The 22,277-nt window shown below is 60.8% G+C and carries 16 protein-coding genes, 2 tRNA genes and 1 pseudogene; 5 read left to right on the forward strand and 14 right to left on the reverse strand.

Annotated features, from left to right (window positions below):
- Positions 1-9 precede the first annotated feature (9 nt).
- The 3 genes from P3T24_RS08145 (at position 10) to P3T24_RS08155 (ending at position 2,056) form a co-directional block, all read left to right on the forward strand.
- The gene (locus P3T24_RS08145; RefSeq protein WP_429433655.1) at positions 10-285 is read left to right on the forward strand and encodes a hypothetical protein; all 276 of its coding nucleotides are present in this window, start codon (positions 10-12) and stop codon (positions 283-285) included.
- 191 nt (positions 286-476) lie between these two features.
- On the forward strand, positions 477-1,286 hold the full coding sequence (locus P3T24_RS08150) for an exodeoxyribonuclease III (protein ID WP_429433657.1): 810 nt from the start codon (positions 477-479) through the stop codon (positions 1,284-1,286).
- A gap of 485 nt (positions 1,287-1,771) precedes the next feature.
- Positions 1,772-2,056 carry a CsbD family protein gene (locus tag P3T24_RS08155; RefSeq protein ID WP_429433659.1) on the forward strand — a complete coding sequence of 95 codons (285 nt, stop codon included), beginning with the start codon at positions 1,772-1,774 and terminating at the stop codon, positions 2,054-2,056.
- 174 nt (positions 2,057-2,230) lie between these two features.
- Here P3T24_RS08155 and P3T24_RS08160 read toward each other — a convergent pair whose 3' ends face one another.
- From P3T24_RS08160 to gltX, 5 genes and pseudogenes are all read right to left on the reverse strand, one after another.
- The gene (locus tag P3T24_RS08160; RefSeq protein ID WP_429433662.1) at positions 2,231-3,505 is read right to left on the reverse strand and encodes an NRAMP family divalent metal transporter; all 1,275 of its coding nucleotides are present in this window, start codon (positions 3,503-3,505) and stop codon (positions 2,231-2,233) included.
- Positions 3,506-3,649: 144 nt separating this feature from the next.
- Positions 3,650-4,517, reverse strand: a pseudogene (locus P3T24_RS08165) (SDR family oxidoreductase).
- Positions 4,518-5,859: 1,342 nt separating this feature from the next.
- The gene (locus P3T24_RS08170; protein WP_429433665.1) at positions 5,860-7,194 is read right to left on the reverse strand and encodes a tyrosine-type recombinase/integrase; all 1,335 of its coding nucleotides are present in this window, start codon (positions 7,192-7,194) and stop codon (positions 5,860-5,862) included.
- 147 nt (positions 7,195-7,341) lie between these two features.
- A tRNA-Ala gene (locus P3T24_RS08175) sits at positions 7,342-7,417 on the reverse strand.
- Between the two features lie 110 nt (positions 7,418-7,527).
- Positions 7,528-8,937: a glutamate--tRNA ligase gene (gene gltX, locus P3T24_RS08180; RefSeq protein ID WP_429433667.1), complete on the reverse strand. Its 1,410-nt coding sequence runs from the start codon at positions 8,935-8,937 to the stop codon at positions 7,528-7,530.
- 389 nt (positions 8,938-9,326) lie between these two features.
- Here gltX and P3T24_RS08185 point away from each other — a divergent pair, with 389 nt between their 5' ends.
- Entirely contained in the window at positions 9,327-10,301 is a 975-nt protein-coding gene (locus P3T24_RS08185) for a patatin-like phospholipase family protein (RefSeq protein ID WP_429433670.1), read from the forward strand.
- A gap of 141 nt (positions 10,302-10,442) precedes the next feature.
- Here the strand turns inward: P3T24_RS08185 and P3T24_RS08190 are convergent, their stop codons facing one another.
- The 5 genes from P3T24_RS08190 to P3T24_RS08210 form a co-directional block, all read right to left on the reverse strand.
- Positions 10,443-11,117, reverse strand: a complete 675-nt coding sequence (locus P3T24_RS08190) for a C40 family peptidase (RefSeq protein ID WP_429433672.1) — start codon at positions 11,115-11,117, stop codon at positions 10,443-10,445.
- Positions 11,118-11,256: 139 nt separating this feature from the next.
- Entirely contained in the window at positions 11,257-12,864 is a 1,608-nt protein-coding gene (locus P3T24_RS08195; RefSeq protein ID WP_429434284.1) for an ABC transporter ATP-binding protein, read from the reverse strand.
- Between the two features lie 11 nt (positions 12,865-12,875).
- The gene (locus P3T24_RS08200) at positions 12,876-13,982 is read right to left on the reverse strand and encodes an ABC transporter permease (RefSeq protein ID WP_429433675.1); all 1,107 of its coding nucleotides are present in this window, start codon (positions 13,980-13,982) and stop codon (positions 12,876-12,878) included.
- Position 13,983: 1 nt separating this feature from the next.
- Positions 13,984-15,021 carry a microcin C ABC transporter permease YejB gene (locus P3T24_RS08205; RefSeq protein WP_074264225.1) on the reverse strand — a complete coding sequence of 346 codons (1,038 nt, stop codon included), beginning with the start codon at positions 15,019-15,021 and terminating at the stop codon, positions 13,984-13,986.
- A 65-nt stretch (positions 15,022-15,086) separates the two neighbouring features.
- Positions 15,087-17,012, reverse strand: coding sequence for an extracellular solute-binding protein (locus P3T24_RS08210; protein WP_429404626.1), 1,926 nt, complete (start codon positions 17,010-17,012; stop codon positions 15,087-15,089).
- A 111-nt stretch (positions 17,013-17,123) separates the two neighbouring features.
- Between P3T24_RS08210 and fabI the strand changes: the two genes are divergently transcribed.
- Entirely contained in the window at positions 17,124-17,915 is a 792-nt protein-coding gene (gene fabI, locus P3T24_RS08215; RefSeq protein WP_429404624.1) for an enoyl-ACP reductase FabI, read from the forward strand.
- Positions 17,916-17,998: 83 nt separating this feature from the next.
- Here fabI and P3T24_RS08220 read toward each other — a convergent pair whose 3' ends face one another.
- The 4 genes from P3T24_RS08220 to tilS form a co-directional block, all read right to left on the reverse strand.
- Positions 17,999-18,331 (reverse strand): hypothetical protein, encoded by a 333-nt coding sequence (locus tag P3T24_RS08220; protein WP_074264222.1) that lies wholly within the window; start codon positions 18,329-18,331, stop codon positions 17,999-18,001.
- Between the two features lie 465 nt (positions 18,332-18,796).
- A tRNA-Ser gene (locus tag P3T24_RS08225) sits at positions 18,797-18,890 on the reverse strand.
- A gap of 192 nt (positions 18,891-19,082) precedes the next feature.
- Positions 19,083-20,333: an aspartate kinase gene (locus P3T24_RS08230; protein ID WP_074264221.1), complete on the reverse strand. Its 1,251-nt coding sequence runs from the start codon at positions 20,331-20,333 to the stop codon at positions 19,083-19,085.
- 432 nt (positions 20,334-20,765) lie between these two features.
- Complete coding sequence (tilS, locus tag P3T24_RS08235) at positions 20,766-22,244, reverse strand: tRNA lysidine(34) synthetase TilS (RefSeq protein WP_429433678.1); 1,479 nt, start codon at positions 22,242-22,244, stop codon at positions 20,766-20,768.
- Positions 22,245-22,277: the final 33 nt, after the last annotated feature.

Here is a 22,277-nt window from a genome sequence, read left to right on the forward strand (position 1 = left end):
GGATTGCACGTGGAAGACAGTCTCGAAAGACGTGCACTTCTCCTGCACCTCGGCGATGTACTGGAGGCAATAGCATGCATCATGAAGTGCGCGGACAGGTTTAACACAGTGGGCGATGCAGTGGGTCACGAAGACTCACTGATAGGGTTCCCGATTCTGCGTCTGGTCGATGCCGAGATGACGCCTCTTGAATTCGCGAGGAATGCGACCAGCGCATTCTTCCTGTGGCCCAAGGCGCTTCTGGATGAGCGTCTTAACCGTCATCTGTGGGCCAGCCTTGTTTAGCATGACCTGTTCAGCGGCCATCAAAGCGGGTGGAATGCCTATGTGGCTGAGCGTAGGCAAAATGTGCCGTGGTTCGGAGAAGATCTGGAAGCGGTTTCCGAGCCGGATCTTGAACCCGGCAACGCTGGCACGCCCCCAATTGGGTACTGACCGGCGCCTGCGGACCGACCGGAACAACAGAAGCGCGCAATGTGCCAAATCTTAGACTAGCGACCTTTAACATCAACGGGATTCGGTCCCGGCTGCCCGCGCTTCTCACATGGTTGCGGAAAGCGGCGCCAGACATCGTCTGCCTGCAGGAACTCAAGGCCACTGACGCTGCGTTCCCGGTTGCTGCAATCAACGACGCCGGATACGCCGCTGTGTGGCTCGGTCAAAGCGCGTGGAACGGCGTAGCCATTCTTGCGAGAGATATTGAGCCAATCGAAAGCCGCCGCGGCTTGCCAGGAGATAGCGCGGACAGACAGAGCCGTTACATCGAGGCGGCGGTGTCCGGCTTGCTGGTCGGTTGCCTGTATCTACCAAACGGCAATCCGCAGCCGGGCCCCAAATTTGACTACAAGCTCGCCTGGTTCAGGCGGCTGATCGAATACGCGCAATTGCTCGCTGACAGCGGTCACCCGGTCATTCTCGCCGGCGACTACAACGTTGTTCCGACGGATGCAGATATCTACAATCCGCGTTCGTGGGTTGACAATGCCCTCCTTCAACCACAGAGCCGTGAATGCTTTAGCGAGCTTCTAAAATTGGGGTGGACGGATGCCCTGCGCCACATCTATCCAGACCAGCGGATCTACACCTACTGGGACTATCTGCGGCGACGCCGGGGAACAGAATTTGGTCTGCGCATTGATCATCTTCTACTGAGCGACGTCGTCCTGCCACGCCTGCGCGACGCGGGCGTCGATACATGGGTCAGAGACCTGCCCAACGCTAGCGATCATGCGCCCACCTGGATCGAACTCTCTCCGCCAAAGCGGACAATGCGGCCCGCACGTTGACCGCGAAACGTGTCCAGACTTCGCAGTGCGGGCGGGCGCTCCGCGGCACTACGAAATCGCGACAACGCTAGTCGGCCTTCACAACGCGGCCCGAACACGCCGACTCATAGATTGCTTCAATGACGTGCTGATCCGGCATCCCTTCCCCTCGTGCGCTGAATCTTGTTTCCCGTCCGGCGCGCATTTGCCGGAAGGATGTGCTCGCGCGATCAATTCTTCTTCACGTGCTGGAAGCCAACGCCCAGCATCGTTCTGCTCAAGCCGATCTGGCGTTGTGCGCGGTCGTGTGGGCGGCCGTCTCCGCATCTCATTGTCCGACGGTCAGGATCGCCGACGAGAACGCGCGTCGATCGGGCCCAACCCTTGCGCGTTCTTTAAGCGATTCCTGCGGCTGGGAGCAACGCGGAACGAATCGCAACTCGCCGTTGGTGATACCGATGAAGTGTGTCGCGGGGGCACCCCCGCGCCAATCTGAGGAGCAGGCAATGGAAACGACAAACGGCGAGAAAACGCTACAGGAGGAGGCCGAGAGTGTGAAGGAGGCCACCGTGGATCTGCTGGGCGACGCGACAGCGCAAACTGCCGAGAAGGCGAAGGAATTGACAGGCAAAGCGCAGCAACTATATTCGGACTTCGCGGCAATCTTGCGCGAGTCGATGGTCGAGCGCCCGTTTTCGGCACTCGCCATTGCCGCGGGGGTGGGTTTCATCCTGGGTACGTTGCACGCGACAGGTCGCCGACAACCAGAATACCGGAGGGAGCTGGATTAAGCGTGACCGCGTCTCGTCTCGCAGAGAAAGGCGCACGGCGGGCCAATTGCACGCGCCTGGCCCCATCCAAGTATGACTCCGTCGTCGCGCTTCATCGAGCCGACGCCGGGAGTGCGTTGAGCCCAGCCGAACTTCTCGGCGCCGGTCCGAAGGCATTCACACCGGTGTGCGCACTCAGGAAAGCCATTCGCAAGCGAAGCGCGCAACGAGAGCTGCGCCCATGCACAACGTAGCGAGCCAGCATAAGCCGCGTAGTGTCCAGTGGGCGCTGAGGTCCCCGACCGCCGAGCGTTTCGTACTCAGCAGGACCAGCAAAACCATGACAGGTGTCGCCGTCGAACCGTTTAATACCGCGGCCCAATAAAGCACACGGACAGGCTCGATCCGCATCAGGGACAGCGACACGCCGATTGCGACGCCCAAAGCCATGACAACGATCAGCGCCAGCGCGATGACCTGGTTGCGGGTGTCGCCGCGTTGCTCGAAGGCACTCGCCGCGGCATGGGCAGCCGAACCTGCGAGCGGCGGCAACGCGAGAAGTGCGGTTCCAATGAATGCAAGCCCCAGCACAGGACCAGCAAAAGCGTGCGTCAATGGTTCGATCACGCGAGCGGTATCGCCCGCGTCGTGAAGTGCGAGTCGCATCGAATAAAGCGTAGCTGCGGCAGCGCACATGATGAAGATTCCCACCGAATTCGATAACGCGGTCCTGATCAGCGTATCGCTGCGCACCCTGGCCAAATGGCGCTCGAGCGGGGCGCCGTGATCGCCTCGATCGGCGGGGCGCTTGTCACCGTCATTTCGTAGCTCCTCCACTTGCTGCTCAGCCTGGGAATACAGCAGATACGGACTGATGGTCGTGCCGAACACCGCGAGCAGCATTGTGAAGTAATCCGCCGTCCACGAGATCTGTGGCACAAACCCATGAAAAGCGACCGCCCGCCAAGACAGGTGCAGCACAATAGTGACGCCCACGTAGGCGAAGAGTGTTGCAGTGAGCCATTTGAGCAATTGGGCATAGCGTGCGTATGGCACGAACCACTGAAGCGCCATCGACGCGATTCCGAAGACGGCCGCAAACACCGCGAGCGGTCCATGCCACAGGAATTGCGCCGCAACGCCCATCGCGACGACGTCGGCCGCAATGTTAAAAGTATTGGCGATCAGAAAACGGATGACAGCCAGATAGAACCACAAGGGCGAATAGTGCTCGCGCATGTTCGCCGTGAGGCCCTTACCCGTCGATGCCGCGATTCGCGCCGCCACGAGCTGAAAGGCCACCATCGACGGATAGGACAGGACGCAGGTCCAAACCATGGCATAGCCGAACTGCGCGCCGGCAAGCGAGTAGGTGACGATGCCACTGGGATCGTTGTCGGTGGCCGCGGAGACGAGGCCGGGTCCCAGATTTGCCGCCCAGGAGTGAGCAGGGGTCTCGTTATGGTCCATCTTGCTCCGGGCGCGGGTCGACATTCGTGTCCCAATATGCGGTCGGCAAGGGATTCGCCGATCCGCTGTCTGAATCGGGCTGCTGGAAGTGACTGATAAGGCCACTTCCTCAAGATGTAACTGCACAACCCGATTTCGAAAAGCCTAGAGAATGGGCGTGCCACCGGTCACAGCGATCGTCGCGCCAGAGATATAGCTGGCTTCATCCGAAGCGAGCATCACATAAGCTGGTGCGAGCTCGGCAGGTTGTCCGGGACCCTTCATCGGCACTTGCTCGCCAAACTTCTCGACCTTCTCCGGCGGCATCGTCGCAGGAATCAACGGCGTCCAGATCTGGCCTGGCGCGACGCAGTTTGCTGCGGATACCCCTTTTCGGCGAGCAGTTGCGCAAGCCCTCCGGTGAAGTTCTGGATCGCGCCTTTGGTCGTTGCATAGACGAGCAAGGCGGGATTCGGTGGTCGGCGTTAATCGAGGCGGTATTGACGATCGAGGCGCCGGGTTTCATGTGCCGCACCGCAGCGCGTGTGATCCTGGACATGGCGCCGATGTTGGTGTCGACGGTACGATGCCACTCTTCGTCCGTAATCTCATCGAGCGACGCATGGGTCGACTGGTGAGCAGCATTGTTGACCAGCACGTCGAGCTTGCCGAAGGCGTCGACCGCCTGCTGCACGATGGCATCGCAATGCTGCGCGTCGGTCACGTCGCCACGCGCTAACGGGGCGCGCCGACCGGCCTTTTCGATCCAGCGTGCTGTTTCGCGGGCATCGTCGTCTTCGTCCAGATAGCCGATGAGTACATCTGCGCCCTCGCCGGCGAAGGCGATTGCCAAAGCGCGGCCAATCCCGCTATCGCCGCCCGTCACGATGGCCGCCTTGCCTGCCAGTCGCCCCGATTCCTTGTAGGACTCTTCGCCGTGATCCGGACTGGGTTCCATCGGGGCGGTATGGCCGGGGTCGCTTCTTTGCTGCTGCGCTGGAAAAGGTGGAGCGGGGTATTGGACCTGGGGCATAAGGGTCTCCGTGGAGCTTAACATCGCAACCCGCCGTAAGATCGCGCGTTGCATCGTTACGCCCATACAGCAAGAGGCGGTCCTGCCCATGTAACCGGCACGGTGAGAACAGGCATAAAAGGATTCGCCGCAGCCTCGCAGGTGCGACAGCCGTAACAGCCTTCCCCGAAATGGCAGCCAGAACGGTTTGGCGCGGGAGTCTCCGGCGAGGTCGGCAAACCGTTCGCGCACGGATCGACCGGCTCGGCAATCGAGCCGGAGGGCTCAGTTGCTCTGTCAGTACCTGTACCTGAACCAGTTTGATGACGGTATTTCCGAGATCGATGCAAACACAACGAACGGCCTGCGAGGCCGTCTATGATTCCGGCTCTTCAAGGCCAATCTGAGCAATGCTCGAAGACCTCGACGCTCCCCCCGAGTTCACAGCGGATGTGCTGCGCACGCGAAGTCTTGGCAAAAAAACTCCGTTGACCCTTTGTTGAACCCTTAAAAAAGACGATGGCCGAGCAAGTACGTAGCTCTTTGATTTCTTTGGTGGGCCGGGTGGGAGTCGAACCCACGGTGTCCTTTCGGAGGCGGATTATGAGTCCGCAGTACGGAATCGAGCGGACTCGCGTGAAGAAAGGCACTAATCATGCCTCCAACAGTTGATATCAACTGGTCCGATCACGACTGTTTATCTCAGCGCTCACCGTCTCATTAGAAATGACTGTCCGACGTCCGCAGTCTAGACCGAGGAGAGATCCGGCAACGATTTTTTAGTCACAGTACCGGACTCCTAATCGAATGAGATTCTTCTCCTCCGATCGATCCGTATTCGCTAGGCTAATAGCCTCTCTCGGGCACCGTCAGAAATGACAGCACGCAACCGCTATAACTGGCTGCCTGTGGCGTACGCACACACTGGTTTACGAGCGACCAGACTTGCCCCTAACTCTCTCGATGAATGTGCGCGAACCGCCCCCTCCCCCCGCCGAGAATTCTGCTCCGTTCCCGCGAGAGCCGGCTGTCGTGTGGGGGCAAACGTGGGGGCAAAATCGGCCTAAGATGAAAAAGGCCCTCAAAGCCGAAGCCGTGAGAGCCTTATATCCGTTGGTCGGGGCGAGAGGATTTGAACCTCCGACCACCTGCACCCCATGCAGGAAATAGCGCCCCTCCATGATGCGACAACTTGCAGCCTCGGGATGCGATCAATACGATAAACCGGCTCGTTCCAAGATATGCCATAGGTCCCCCCCAAATATGTAGGTAGATGGTAGCTAGGGCGGTCTCTCAATCAAGAAGTAGCCTCATAACCCTTATCGTACTGGGATCACAGTGTCTAAAACTGAACAGTACGAACCTACTCCGTGATGAAATCAGCCTGCATCTTGCCGAACTTCCTGACCGGCACAGCAACCTTACCTCCGGCCAGAGCATCGAGCAGGTCCGCCCATGCCTGAACCATATGGCGCCGTTGCTCTAGAAGGGTCGCCCTGTCGTAACTGTCTCCCAGTTCCTCATCGGAACCGTGCGCAAGGTGCCGCTCAATGACGTCCGGATCCCAACCAAGATATTCACGAATCAGTGTCCGGGCTGTCGCCCGGAATCCGTGCCCCGTGATGTCCTCCTGGGTGTCATAGCCAAGCGTGCGTAGTGCGCTGTTGATTGTATTCTCGCTCATGTATCGCGAGCCCTCTGACCGCCTGGCCATGTTGCGAAAAACCGGTCCGATCGGCCCAGTAAGCGGAAAGATATCTCGCAAAATTTCTACTGCCTGACGCGGCAAAGGCACGAGGTGCGGTGGCGTCCGACTGTCTTGCTTTCTCCACTCGCGAATTTTCATTTTCTCGGGCGGACAGGTCCAAATACCCGCATCGAGAGCCATGTCCTCCCAATGGGCGAAACGTAGCTGACCGGGTCGCTGGAAGACGATTGGAGCAAGTTGCAGCGCGGCACGCGTAATGATATTGCCCTTATATCCGCGAATATCGCGTATCAGCTGACCCAATCGTTCCGGGTCGGTGATCGCCGCATAGCTGCGCTCACGGGGTGCAGGGAGGCCACCCGTGCTGCTCGTCATAAAATTCTGCGCCGACTCAAGCACACCGGTATCCGCGGCGTACTGGTATACCTCCCGGACATACCCCCTGATACGCTGCGCGGTCTCCAGATGGCCGCGATCCCTGATCCGATGCAGGCATCGCACGACCTCGGTCTGCACGACTGACGGCATGGGGTGACGCCCGAGCCACGGAAACACGTGCAATTCGAGCGCCCGCAGGACCTTATCCGCATAGTCGTCAGACCACGCCCTGTCCTTCTTTGCCTGCGCGTGCCAAGCAAGCGCGACCAACTGGCACGTGTTCAGCCGCTCGACGCGCTCCCGCTCCTGTATGGCCCGCCGATCCTGCTTTGGATCGATACCGCTTGCTCGCTTCTCCGCCAGCGATCGCGCCTTCTGGCGCGCGACGGCGAGCGAAACCACCGGATAACGGCCTAAGCCGAGCTTGATCTCCCGACCGCCCTGCTTGTAGCGGTACACCCATACCTTACGTGTCGGACGCACGCGCAGATACAACCCGTCCCCGTCAGATAGAAAATATTCGGTGGGACGATGAGAAGCAGACTGGATCTGACGATCGGTGAGCAAGCCCATGGCGGTGTACCCCAAAATCGAGAATGGCGGCAAACCCATTTTGGGGTACACCGGCGGGTACACGCAAACGCTGGAACAGCCCGGAATCGGGCGGAAAAGATAGGACGAGCAGAAACGACAAAGCCCTGATTTCTCAGGGCTTTTCGGACTTCAGTGGCTGTCTGCGGCACATCAAATCTGATTTGATGGTGGAGGTAAGCGGGATCGAACCGCTGACCTCTTGCATGCCATGCAAGCGCTCTCCCAGCTGAGCTATACCCCCCTTGCAGAACAGAAACGAGATTTTAGAGAGCAAACCTCGCTTTGTAAATACCCTCTGAGTGATTCCATGCGACTTTTTTCAGGAGTCGCATGCAATCCCTCTCACGCCGCTCAGGCTGGCGCTTTTTCGAGGCGGCTCACCACCACATCGCGGCCAAACAACATCAACACCGCATCGATAGATGGTGTGTGCGTCGTACCTGCCACGAGCAGACGCACCGGCATGGCAAGCTGCGGCATCTTCAGCTTGTGGGCGCCGAGCGTGGCCTTGAATGTGGCCGAGATGCTCTCCTTGGTCCACTCCGCGCTCTTCAACGCAACCGCGAGTTCGGCGATGGCCGGCCGCACGGCATCGGTCACATGCTGTGCGAGCGCTTCCGCTTCGGGCGCAGGCGTGCGATAGAACATCGCGGCGTTCTCCGCGATCTCCTTGACCGTCGTAGCGCGATCCTTCAGCAGGCCCACGACGGCGACGAGGTCCGCGCCTTGAGCAATCGTTGCTTCCTCGATGCCCAGCTCCGCGAAGAACGGTCGCGTCAGTTCAGCCAGACGTGCGTTGTCTGCTTCCTTGATGTAGTGCGCGTTGAGCCACTTGAGCTTGTCGTGATCGTACTGAGCCGGCGACTTGCCGAGGTGCTCGAGGTCGAACCATTCGACGAACTGTTCGCGCGAAAAAATCTCCGCATCGCCGTGCGACCAGCCCAGTCGCGCGAGGTAATTCAGCACGGCTTCCGGCAGAAAACCGGCATCGCGATAGCCCATCACGCTCATCGCGCCATGACGCTTGCTCATCTTTTCGCCCTGCTCGTTCAGCACGGTCGGCAAGTGCGCGTAGACCGGCGGCTCGCCCCCCAGCGCGCGCAGGATGTTGATCTGGCGCGGCGTGTTGTTGACGTGATCGTCGCCACGAATCACGTGAGTGATACGCATGTCGAGGTCGTCCACCACCACGCAGAAGTTGTAGGTCGGCGTGCCGTCCGGACGTGCAATCACGAGATCGTCGAGCTCTTCGTTAGAGATCTCGATAGGGCCTTTCACCGCGTCGTCCCAGGCCACGACGCCCGTGAGCGGATTGCGAAAGCGCATCACGGGCTGTACGCCCGCCGGCGGCGTCGGCAGCACCTTGCCGGGTTCCGGGCGCCACGTGCCGTCGTAGCGCGGCTTTTCGCCGGCCGCACGCTGACGCTCGCGCAATGCGTCGAGTTCTTCGGTCGACATGTAGCACGGGTAAGCCAGCCCCTGCTCGACCATCTGCTTGACCACTTCGCGATAGCGGTCCATGCGCTGCATCTGGTAGAACGGGCCTTCGTCGTAATCGAGGCCGAGCCACTCCATGCCTTCGAGGATGGCATCGACGGACGCTTCAGTGGAACGCTCCACATCGGTGTCCTCGACCCGCAACACGAAAGCGCCCTTCGTTTTGCGCGCGAACGCCCACGGATACAGCGCAGAACGGATGTTGCCGAGATGGATGTAGCCAGTGGGGCTCGGTGCGAAGCGGGTGCGAACGGAGGTGGTCATAAGCGGTTACTCGGAAGGCAGGCGCCGGCGCGCGGCAGTGAAACACCAGCAGGCGCGGCAGCGGAACGCGTCCATGCGGCAACAGTCGCCGCGCACGGAGGCGGATGAAAAATGCAAGAGCCGAATTATACCTTCCGACGGCCTGTTCCCAGCCCTGGTGCGCGCGAAGCGCGGCGTCGTGACAGAGGTTTGCGCGAGTCCTGTCGACGCATCTGTAACGTTTTTTCACGCGTAACGCGCCGTCATCAGGCTTTGATTTATGATGTGCGCGCGCCGTGATTCGCCTCGATTGCGGCGCCGTAAAAAGAACGCCACGGGCGATCCTGTTCGCTTGAAACGCGGCCGCTCTGGAACCCTCTGCGGGACCGGCGCCGTTGCTGGAGAAATCGTTGACACAGTCCACCCCACGCCTTACCCGCCGCAGCTTCTCGATTGCCGCGGCGTCCGCTGTCCTGACCGCCTGTACGACGGCCGGCAGCCGGCCGGAGACCGCCTCGCAGCCGCCGCTCAATACCGCGTCGACCAATCCGCCGGCCACGCCATCCGTCGTCCCGCCGCTCGCCCGACCGCAGCGGCCCATTCGCGTCGGCCTGGCCCTGGGCGGCGGCGCGGCGCGCGGGTTCGCGCATATCGGCGTGATCAAGGCGCTCGAGGCGCGCAACATTCAGGTGGATCTGGTGGCGGGCACCAGTGCCGGCTCGGTGGTGGGCGCGCTCTATGCCTCCGGCATGAACGGCTTTGCGCTCAACAAGCTCGCGCTGACCATGGATGAAGCCTCGATCAGCGACTGGGCCATGCCGTTTCGCACGCGCGGCTTCCTGCAGGGCGTGGCGTTGCAGAATTACCTGAATACGACGCTGAACAACCGTCCGATCGAAAAGATGGCCAAGCCGCTCGGCGTGGTCGCCACCGATCTGAACAGCGGCCAGCCGATCCTGTTCCAGCGCGGCAACACGGGCATCGCCGTGCGCGCCTCGTGCAGCGTGCCGTCGATCTTCGAGCCGGTGACGATCGGCGGCCATGAGTACGTCGACGGCGGTCTGGTGAGCCCGGTGCCCGCGTCGTTCGCCCGCAAGATGGGCGCGGACTTCGTGATTGCCGTGGACATCTCGCAGCGCCCTGAAGCGGGCCTCACGACCAGCTCGTTCGACGTGCTGCTGCAGACCTTCACGATCATGGGACAGACCATCAAGGCCTACGAGCTCGACAAGTACGCGGATGTCGTGATCCGCCCGAATCTCGCGGCCATGAGCGGGAGCGACTTCTCGCAGCGCAACGCGGCCATTCTGGCCGGCGAGGAAGCCGCCGCGAAGATCATGCCGGAGTTGCAACGTAAGCTTGCAGCGAGCCGCGTCGCGGTATAACCGGGTTCCACCCGGGCGCCCGCCGAAGGTGCCGTTTGTACGTTTTGCACCCTTTTCGCCGTTTCCGACGAACAAAATAAAAAAAGCCTGCTTCGCAAGAAGCAGGCTTTTTTAACAGTGGATCTTTTTTGGTGCGAGGCGTCAGTTATTCCCGCCGCCGATCGCAGCATTGACACGCTGCTTCAGATCCTGCGAGCCCTGATAGGACGTTTCGACCCGGCGTGCACCAGTGAAGCGCTTTTCCCAGTAGCCGTCATCCAGATCGTCGACGCGGATAGTGCTACCGGTAGACGGCGAATGCACAAACTTGTTGTCGCCGATGTAGATGCCAACGTGCGAGAACGTGCGGCGCATCGTATTGAAAAACACCAGATCGCCCGGCTTCAGGTTGCTCATGCTGACCTTTTCGCCAACCCGGCTCATTTCCTCAGCGCGGCGCGGCAGGGCCATGCCCAGCGTATCCTGGAACACGTAACGCACAAAACCGCTGCAATCGAGGCCGGAGTCCGGCGTATCGCCACCCCAACGGTAACGCACGCCAATCATATTGAGCGCGCCGACCACCACATCACCCGCTTTGCCTGCCATGCCGGACAAAAACGACCGCGCGCTGCTGCCGGTGTCGGTGCTTGCGCTGGAATTTTGCGAAGTGGGAGCGGACAGCGGAGTCGACCCATCCTGGGTCAAAAATGAGGCATTCTGATTGAAACTGCTTACTTCGTCGGCGAAAGCGCCGGGAGCTGCTGCCATCAGTACGCCAATGAACATCCCGGCGACGACGCGCGTGCAAGCCTGGGTTAAGTTTCGGTGCTGCATTGGTCGGTAGTTATTGCCTAAAAATCAGTGGAGAATCAGTAGCATACGGAAAAAAGTTTGGTCGATACTAGCCAGTAAGTATTCGTGTGTCAAAACAAATAGAAAAATACAATCGAGACACGCACCCAATTGGTGAATTTCAGTCCACGAGCGCCGCTTGCAGAAGCTTTCGAGTGTAAGGATGGGCGGGCGTCGCAAAAATCTGCTCAACCTCCCCCGATTCCACGATCATACCGTTCTGCATGACCGCGACCCGGTGCGCCATCGCGCCGATTACCGCCAGATCGTGGCTGATGAACACGAAGCCGAGGTTGTACTTGCGTTGTAACCCGGCCAGAAGCTTGAGCACCTGCTGCTGGATGGAGACGTCGAGTGCACTGGTGGGTTCATCCAGGATCAGGATGCGCGGCTCGAGCACCAGCGCCCGCGCGATCGCGATGCGTTGCCGCTGTCCGCCGGAGAACTCGTGCGGGTAACGGTACAGCACCGTGCGATCGAGCCCGACTTCGCGCAGCACCGCAATCACCTTCTCGCGCCGCGCCGCTGCGTCCATCTGCGGACGATGCAACGCAAGCCCCTCGCCGACGATCCGTTCGATCGTCTGGCGCGGCGACAGCGAACTGAACGGGTCCTGAAAGACCACCTGCATATTGGAGCGCAGGACCGTCTGCTCGTGTCCGCGGTAACTCGCGAGCGCCCTGCCCTGAAACTCGATCTCGCCATGCGCGGTGCGCTGCAAGCCGAGCAATGCCATCGCCAGCGTCGACTTGCCCGAGCCCGATTCACCGACGATGCCGAGCGTCTCACCCTGCCGCACCGACACCGTTGCATCGGCAACCGCGCGGAAACGTCCCGAGCGGAACCAGCCGCCGAGGCCCGGCAGCTTCGTTTTGAATTCGACCGAGACGTCACGCGCCTCGAGCAGCACCGGTGAGATCGGCAATACCGGCACCACGGTGCGCTCAGGCCGGCTTTGCAGCAGACGTTGCGTGTACGGATGCTGCGGCGAATTGAAGACCTGCTCGACAGTCCCGCTCTCGACCAGCACTCCACGCTCCATCACCGCCACGCGCTGCGCGAAATGACGCACGAGGTTCAGATCGTGCGTGATCAGCAGCACGGCCATGCCGCGCTTTTCTGCTTCGTCTCGTTGCAGTTCGAGCAGCAGCTCGACGATCTGCGCGCGGATCGTCACGTCGAGCGCGGTGGTCGGCTCGTCGGCGAGCAACAGACGCGGACGGCACGCAAGCGCCATCGCAATCATCGCGCGCTGGCGCTGTCCGCCGGAGAGCTGATGCGGATAACTGTTGACCCGCTTGCCGGGCTCCGCGACACCGGTACGCGCGAGCAGAGCAACAGCGCGCTTGCGCGCCTCCTTCGCCGGTACGCCATCGTGGATCACGATCGTCTCCGCGATCTGCTCGCCCACCGTATAGAGCGGGTTGAGCGCCGACATCGGCTCCTGGAAGATCATCGCAATAGCTGAGCCGCGCAGACCACGCATCTCGCGTTCGCTCTTTGCGAGCAGATCCTCGCCGTTAAAGCGGATCGCTCCGCTCACCTCGGCATCGTTCAGCAAGCGCAGGATCGACAGCGCAGTGACGCTCTTGCCCGATCCCGATTCACCGACCAGCGCTACGCGCTCGCCACGTTCGATTGCGAGCGTGACGTCGTTCACTGCGACAGTGTCGCCGAACGTCACGTGCAGGTGATCGAGCTCCAGCAGCGGCCCCGGCGTGCCATGCATCGTCTGTTCGCTCACTGGTTACCTCCAGCGCGCATGGCATCGGAGATGCGGGTGTCGAGTGCATTGCGCAGCGCATCGCCCATGAAGGTCAGCAGCAGCAACATCGCAACCAGCACGCCGAAGGTCGACAACGAAATCCACCATGCGTCGAGATTGTCCTTGCCCTGGGCAAGCAGTTCGCCGAGGCTCGGAGTCGGCGACGGTACGCCGAGACCGAGAAAATCGAGGCTGGTAAGCGCGAGGATCGCACCGCTCATGCGGAACGGCAGAAACGTGATGACCGGTGTCAGGCTATTGGGCAGAACGTGACGCCACATGATCTGCCAGTTCGACAAACCCATGGCCCGCGCCGCCCGCACATAGTCCTGGGTGCGATTGCGCAGGAATTCCGCGCGTACGTAGTCGGACAACCCGATCCAGCCGAATAGCGAAAGCAGCACGATCAGCAGGATGAAGCCCGGTTCGAAGATCGACGCGAAGATGATCAGCAGATACAGTTCGGGCAACGCACTCCAGATTTCTATGAGCCGCTGCCCGATGATGTCGGTCTTGCCGCCGAAAAAGCCCTGCACCGCGCCCGCGAAAATACCGAGAACCGTGCCGATCAACGTGAGCACCAGCGCGAATTCGACCGACACGCGAAACCCGTAAACGAGGCGCGCCAGCAGATCGCGGCCGCGGTCGTCGGTGCCGAACCAGTTGTCATGTGAAGGCGGCGCGGGATTGGGCGCCTTCGAGAAATAGTTGAGCGTGTCGTAGTAATACGGATTCGGAGGATAGACCGCGAAATTGCCCGGCTTGCTGAAACGGTCGCGCACGTAGGGATCGAGGTAATCGGCAGGCGTCGGAAAATCGCCGCCGAAGGTGATCTCCGAATAGGTGTTGAACAACGGGAAATACAGATGCCCGTCGTAACGGACCACGAGCGGCTTGTCGTTCGACCATAGCGGCGCCGCGAGACTCACCGCAAAGGCGACGACGAATACGATCAGACTCCAGTAGCCGAGGCGCTGCTTGCGAAAGCGCTGCCAGACGCGGCGCGCGGGCGACGGCGAGATAAACGCGCGCACGGGCTCGTTGCGCGGCGCCAGCTCGGCTCGGGTGCGGGCTCGACTCAAGTCAGCGCTCCAGTTGTTCGAATTGAATGCGAGGATCGACCCAGACGTAGCAGAGGTCGGAGATCAGCTTGGTGGCTAGCCCGATCAGCGTGAACAGGTACAGCGTGCCGAGCACCACCGGATAGTCGCGCTGCACGACCGATTGATACGACAGCAGGCCGAGGCCGTCGAGCGAGAACAGCGTCTCGATCAGGAGACTGCCGGTGAAGAACGCGCCGATAAACGCGCCCGGAAAACCGACGATCAACGGCAGCGAGGCATTGCGAAACACATGCTTCCATAGCACGCGCCGCTCGGAGAGACCCTTGGCTCGTGCAGTCAGTACGTACTGCTTGCGGATCTCGTCGAGGAAGGCGTTCTTGGTCAGCATCGTGATTACCGCGAAGCTGCCTACTACCGAGGCAATGATCGGCAGCGTGATGTGCCACAGGTAATCCAGTATCTTTGCGCCGACGCTTAGTTGAGCCCAGTTGTCGGAGGTGAGACCGCGCAGCGGAAATAGTTGCAGGAAAGAGCCACCGCCGAACAGTACGAGCAGCAGCACACCGAGCACGAAACCAGGAATCGCGTAACCGATCAGCACGATCAGGCTGGTGACGAAATCGAAGTGCGAGCCGTTGCGGATTGCCTTGGCGATACCGAGCGGCACCGAGATCAGATACGTGAGCAAGAAAGTCCACACGCCGATGCTGATGGACACCGGCAGCTTCGAGACCACCAGCGACCACACGCTTTGATGACGGAAATAGCTTTGCCCGAGATCGAAGGTCGCGAAGCGTTTGAGCATCAGCCCGTAGCGTTCGAGTGGCGGCTTGTCGAAGCCGTAGAGCGCCTTGAGCTGTGCAACCTCCTGCGCGTCGACGCCGTTATGCGCGCGTAGCCCGAACGGTGCGCCGTTCTCGTTGCCCCTGCGCAATTCGTGCACCATCTGTTCAACCGGGCCGCCGGGCACAAACTGGATCACAGCGAACGTGAGCGTCAACACGCCGAGCAAGGTCGGGATCATCAACAGCAGGCGTTTGAGGATGTAGCTCCACATGGTGGCGTTTTCCGGTGCGCTAACGTGAGACGTTGAAATGACGGATCAGAACCTGGCGGACCGCTTCACTTCTGCGGTTTGAACCACCACGTCGAGGTGATCCAGTCATCCGGAGCATAGTACAGCGGCAAGGTCTGCGGCCAGGCGAGTTCACGTCTGAACGCGACCCGGTGAACCGCGCTGTACCACTGTGGAATCACATAGTAGCCATGCAGCAGCACACGGTCGAGCGCGTGGGTAGCATCGACGAGTTGATCGCGCGTCTGCGCCTGCACCAGCGAGCGCAGGATGGCGTCGACTGCCGGCGATTTGACGCCTATCAGATTACTGGAGCCGGGGGTATCGGCTGACTTGCTGCCGTACCGGTCGACCTCCTCCGTACCCGGCACCTGAACGTCCTGCATCCGGATAGTCGTTACGTCGAAGTCGAACGAATCAAGACGCTTCTGGTAGACCGCGAAATCGCTGGTGCGAAATTTCGCGGTGATGCCGAGCTTCTGCAGATTGCGTGTCAATGTAGCGACGATCGGCTCCATCGAGGTGGCCGAGGCCGAATCGTCGAGAATCTCGAACTGGAACGGCTGTCCCTTGGCATTGCGCAATGCCCCATCGCGATAGGTCCAGCCGGCCTGCTCGAGCAGCGCTCGTGCCTCGAGCAGGTTGGCGCGCAACGAACTGGGCGGATCCGTGTCCGGCTGTTTCGGCGGTGGCCCGAACACCGCCGGATCGAGCTGGGCTCGCCACGGGTTGAGCAGAGCGAGTTCGCCTGCTGACGGCAGCCCCGTTGCCTGCAGGTCGGTGTTGACGAAGTAGCTGTCGATACGTGTATAGAGATTGTAGAAAAGCTGGCGATTGAGCCATTGGAAATCGAGCGCGAGGTCGAGCGCCTTGCGCACGCGCACATCCTGGAAGAGCGGCCGCCGGGTGTTGATAATGAAACCTTGCATGCCGGTGCCGTTGTGCTGCGGGAATTCGCGCTTGATCAGCTCGCCGCTATCGAATTTCTTGCCAACGTCGCGTCTCACCCAGCTACGCGCAACATACTCGACAAACGCGTCGTATTCTCCGGCCTTGAATGCTTCGCGGCGCGCCGTGTCATCCGAATACAGCTTGTACACGATGCGGTCGAAGTTGTAGGTACCCACCCGAACCGGCAAATCGGCGCCCCAGTAATTCGGATCGCGCCGGTAAGTGATGGTGCGGCCATTGTCGTATTGCTCGATCAGATAAGGACCGCTACCGATCGGCTTTTCAAATGTCAGTTGATCGAACGGAATATGGCTGCCGTCCGGCTTCGCTCCCCATTTGGGAGAAAACACCGGAATGGCGCCCGCTAACAACGGCAACTCGCGGTGCGGCTCATCGAAATCGAAGCGGATCGTGAGGCGGTCCACCACCACTGCGCGCGTGATCTCAGCGAAGTACGCGGCATATGCCGGTGAAGCCTGCGGGCTTTTCAGCGTATCGAGCGAGTATTTGACGTCCGCGGCGGTCACCGGATCGCCGTTCGAAAAGCGCGCGCGTGGATTGATGTGGAACGTGGCCGAGCGGCGATCAGGGGCAATCTGCACGTCATCGGCCAGCAGGCCATATGCCGATGCCACTTCATCCGAACTGCCGGCGAGCAGACTCTCGAACAGAAAGCCAGTTCCTGGCGCCGCATTGCCGCGCAACGTGAACGCGTTGAACTTGTCGAAACTGGTTTGCCGGTCCGGATTGCCCAGCACCAGTGTGCCACCCTTCGGCGCGTCCGGATTGACGTAGTCGAAGTGCTTGAAACCGGGTTGATATTTCGGATCGCCGTACTGTGCAATCCCGTACGATGCGTACGCCGGCTGCGCCCCCAACAACGCCGCGGTAGCCCCCGCCAGCAAAAGCAGCGCCGCCGCGAAACCTCCCCGTACACCGTGCGAACAGACCCGCGAGATTCTTTCCACCATGGCGCGCCTGCGTGCCCGAGGCGCTTGAATCCGTGGCGAGCCAGTTGTCATGGGGGCCTTATTGGTCAGTGGGAGGTTGCAATGTGAGAGAATTCTACCTAATAATCCCGCGCGATCCCGCACATCTGAGCTCGCGGCGCGTTGACTTCATTAGGAGAATTCATGGGCTTCCTCGCTGGTAAACGAATCTTGCTGACCGGCTTGCTGTCGAACCGTTCGATCGCATACGGCATTGCACAGGCGTGCAAGCGCGAAGGCGCAGAACTGGCGTTCACGTATGTCGGCGACCGCTTCAAGGACCGCATCACCGAGTTCGCAACGGAATTCGGCAGCGACCTGGTGTTTCCTTGCGACGTGGGTGACGACGCGCAGATCGAAGCGCTCTTTACTTCGCTGAAGGAACGCTGGGATAGTCTCGACGGCCTCGTCCACTCCATCGGCTTTGCGCCGCGTGAAGCGATCGCCGGCGACTTCCTCGACGGCATGACGCGCGAAAACTTCCGCATTGCGCACGATATTTCCGCCTACAGCTTCCCAGCGCTCGCCAAAGCAGCGCTGCCGATGCTGTCGAAAGATGCCGCCTTGCTGACCTTGACGTACCTCGGCGCCGAACGCGCGATTCCGAACTACAACACGATGGGTCTCGCCAAGGCTTCGCTCGAAGCGAGCGTGCGTTACCTAGCGGTTTCGCTCGGCGCCAAGGGTGTGCGCGTCAACGGCATTTCCGCCGGTCCGATCAAGACGCTGGCGGCAAGCGGTATCAAGGGCTTCGGCAAGATTCTCGATTTCGTCGAAGACAATGCGCCGCTCAAGCGCAATGTGACGATCGAACAGGTCGGCAATTCGGCCGCGTTCCTGCTGTCGGACCTGGCGGCCGGGGTGACGGCAGAAGTGCTGCACGTCGACAGCGGCTTTAACGCGGTAGTTGGCGGCATGGCTGCTATCGCCGAATAACGCGGCTGTTGGCGCGTAACAACAAAAAAACCGCCCCAGAGGGCGGTTTTTTACTTTCGGCGCTAGAACGCTACGCGACCGGATCAATAGCGGTGGTCGTGATAACCACCATGGTCATGGTAGCCGCCGCCGTAACCGCCGTGATGGCGATACCAGTCGTCACGCGCCCAGTAGCGATGGCCGTCCCAGTAACGGTCGCCGTGCCAGCCGATCACGATGGCCGGGCCACCGTAGTACACCGGCGCAGGTTGATAAACGACGGGCGGCGGAGGCGGCGCGTAGACCGGTGCCGGAGCGACATAAACCGGCGCCGGAATACCGATGTTGACCCCTACGCTCACGCCAGCCATTGCGACACCTGACGCACCTAACGCGAGAACCCCGACCAGAAGCGGAACAAGACGAGCGGACTTCATAGAATCACCTTTTTCACAAGTGGTGTGTTGTTGACCGGAATATAGCGCAAGGTAAGGACGCGCGTATTTCAAGTTTGTAAGAACTGATGCATAAAATCGCACCTTGAACCGCTACGTTACGTCTCGTTACAAGCGACGAAGATTCGGTGAAAAGCGGGCCTGCCGGTAACACCTGCCAGACAGGTTTCGGGGTTCGGGATGCTTAAAAGCATGCGTCAGGTAGCGTTCGCTTATGCCCTGCTTCTTTTAATACTAACGATCTGGCTACAGACCCAATCGTTATTGATTCGGCATCCGAAGCATATTCGACACCTGAAGGACGGCCTGAATTTCATACCGCACCAACTACGCACAACTCAGCAGGATTCGCTCATTCAAAGATTCAAATCGGAAGCGATCAAAAACGGCCGCAGAAAAAACAAAACCCCAAGAGACCGCGATCTCTTGGGGTTCCGCCGCCATTGCTGGCGGAGACGGAGGGATTCGAACCCTCGATCCAGGTTTTGGCCCAGATGCTCCCTTAGCAGGGGAGTGCCTTCGACCTCTCGGCCACGTCTCCCAAACTTTCGGTCGCGCAGGGAGTCAGCGCGACGAAGCCAAGATAATAGCGGGCCGAACCACGAAGGTCAATGTTTCGGGAACACTTTTTGTGCCAGATTCGTCACCAACGACGCAAATTCTTCACATCCGTCGCGCGGATGGCACAAAGCGTAAATGGGGTACCCGAGAGCGTCCCACCATTCAACGCAAATTACGCCTGATCCAGCTCAAACGCCTTATGCAGCGCGCGCACGGCGAGCTCCATATACTTCTCGTCGATCAGCACCGAGATCTTGATTTCGGAGGTAGAGATCATCTGAATGTTGATGCCCTCTTCCGACAGCGTGCGGAACATCGTGCTCGCGATACCCACATGCGAACGCATCCCGACGCCGACCACCGAAACCTTCGACACCTTCGGATCGCCCAGCACCTGTTCGGCCTTCACATGGTCCTTCACCTGACCCGTGAGGATCTCCATGGCGCGCTGATAGTCGCCGCGGCCCACCGTGAACGTAAAGGCCGTTTTGCCCTCGACGCTCTGGTTCTGGATGATCATGTCGACGTCGATATTCGCGTCCGCCACCGGTCCGAGGATCTGGTAAGCGATGCCGGGCTTGTCGGGTACACCCATCACGGCGATACGTGCTTCGTCGCGCTGAAACGCGATGCCCGAGATGACTGCTTTTTCCATGGTCTCGTCTTCTTCAAAAGTAATCAGGGTGCCCGAAGTCATTTCACCTTCGAGCGGGATCAGCGGATCAGTCAGGCTCGACAATACGCGCGTCTTCACCTGATATTTGCCGGCGAATTCCACCGAGCGGATCTGCAACACCTTCGAACCCAGGCTCGCCATCTCCAGCATTTCTTCAAACGTCACGCGATCGAGCCGACGCGCTTCTTCCACCACGCGCGGGTCGGTGGTGTAGACACCGTCCACGTCCGTATAAATCAGACATTCATCTGCCTTCAGCGCAGCAGCAACGGCCACCGCCGATGTGTCCGAACCGCCGCGGCCGAGCGTGGTGATATGCCCGTCCGGGTCGACGCCCTGGAAGCCCGTGATCACCACCACTTTGCCCGCTTCGAGATCGCGCATCACGCGCTCACCGTCGATTTCGCTAATGCGTGCCTTGGTGAATGCGCTGTCGGTTTTGATCGGCACTTGCCAACCGGCGTAGCTGACCGCGTCGACGCCCGCTTCCTGCAGCGCAATGGCGAGCAGCCCCGAGCTGACCTGCTCGCCGGTGGCGGCAATCAGATCTAGCTCGCGTGGGCTCGGCTGGGCCGAAATGTCTTTCGCGAGACCGAGCAAGCGGTTCGTTTCGCCGGACATCGCCGAGGGCACCACGACCATCTTGTGGCCAGCCTTGTGCCATTTCGCGACGCGCTTCGCGACGTTCTTGATGCGCTCGACCGAGCCCATCGAAGTACCGCCGTATTTATGTACGATGAGTGCCATTGTCGTTCTGAACTGGAGAAGTAACCGCGCTGCCGCGCTGGAGACGACCGCACCGAAGCACAAGAGCTCAACGTTTCAGGAACGACGGCGAAGTGTGAGGGTGGCGGCGTAGATGCAGCGCACGTGCAGCACGCGCGGATTTGCCCGCGAGGAATCGCCAAAGGCCGCTGGCTGGCGGCTCCCCGGTGGCTTATGGTCGCCGGGAAACACAGAAAACGGCCGGAAAACAGCAAAAGCGCATCAAAATGACGGCAATAGCGGCTTCGGGCAAGCATGTTAACGTACCCGATCAGGCGTAAAAAGACAAGCCAAAATGCCGGTAATGGGCGATGCAAAGGCTTGTGTGCAAAGGGGTTACGCCTGCTTTCGACACGTCGACGGCGGTTCTTTAGCGCCAAAGCGGTGCTTCGGCCAGCGCGCCCGACCGGTCGGTCAGGCGATCAGCAGATCCTCGCGCCAGTCGATCCGCACGTACGGGCCGCGGGCAAACGCAGCGTCGGCCGAGGGCGCGCCGGCAAGGGTGTCAGCGGCATCGGCCTTCGCTGGTAAAGCCGCGTGGTTGACACCGAGCAGCGGTACGAACAGCAGCACGTCTCCCGCGTACAGCAACGGCACGTCCCGCTTCCATGCCGGCACGCCCTGCTCCTGGAACAGATTCTTGAGCGTACGGCTCGGGCCCTGCGCGTTGTTGCGCATGCGCTCGCCGCCGCTGCGCGAGCGCGCGGACAACGGCGCCGTAAGCAAAAGCGCGACGGGCACGGCGCAGGGATCTTCAGCATTCGCCTCGGCAAACACGAAGGTGCCGCGCCATTGCGGCAGACGCCAGATCGATTCGCCCTGCCAGGCAAATTGGCTGACCGCGCGCGCCACAAGCGCTGTTTCGTCGGCGGCCTCGGCGCTATCGCCTGCTTCCCAGTAAATCTGCCCACGATAGCTGCGCAGCGCCTGGCCGGCGTGATCGACGCGCAAGCTATGCGCCTCGCCGACCTCGCGCAGTTGCCGCAGCGCGTCGGACAGACGCGCCGTCGACGCGGCCGGCAAGCCAAGTGATCGCATCCAGAAACGCAGCAGGTTAAGCGCGCGGTCGTCGTCGAGTGTGAGCACGGCGTCGCGTGACAGCACGCGGTCGCCGTCGCACGAAGCCGCTTCCATGTCGATACGCGCCAGTCGGTCCAGCAGACGCTGTGAGGATGCCGCGTGGGCCGCCGTGCGCGCCAACGCATCGCGATAACCGGGAAAGTGGACGGCCAGTTCCGGCAACACATCATGACGCAGCGCATTGCGCGCATAGCGAGTGTCGGCATTCGATTCGTCGTCGACCCACGTGAGCGTTCTCGCCACCGCGTACTGCTCAAGTTGCGCGCGCAACAGATGCAGAAGCGGTCGCACGCGGGTCACCGCAGCGCCCGCTGGCAGGTATTCAGGCGCCATCGCCGCGAGGCCCGCCAGCCCGGCGCCACGCAGTAACTGCAGCAATACCGTTTCGGCCTGATCGTCGGCGTGCTGGGCGAGCCACAACGTCGTCACGCCGTGCTGCGCGCACAGCGCATCGAGCGCACGATACCGCGCATCACGCGCGGCCGCCTCGACGCTCACACCGGATTCATGGGCGACTTTGACATGCGCTGCCGCGAACGCGATGCCACGCTCACGCGCGAACGCCTCGCAATGCGCAAGCCACTGATCTGCGTGCGGACTAAGGCCGTGGTGAACATGCAGCGCGACACAGCGCGACGGTCCCGCGACGCGAGCCACGGCGTCGAGCAACACACTGGAGTCGATACCGCCGCTAAACGCCACCGCAACGCGCGCGCCTTCAGCCAGCGCAGGTCGTGCAGGCAGCGCGGAAAGCGCCGCGCCGACCGCCTCGAGTACGAGGCGGTCGGCGGGAGAGTCAGCGGTATCGGTCACGGCGGCGAGGCGCGGAGCGCCTTCGATTGAAGA

Origin of the sequence: Paraburkholderia sp. GAS33, assembly GCF_050436645.1 — a bacterium.
In the GTDB taxonomy this organism is placed as follows: domain Bacteria; phylum Pseudomonadota; class Gammaproteobacteria; order Burkholderiales; family Burkholderiaceae; genus Paraburkholderia; species Paraburkholderia phenazinium_B.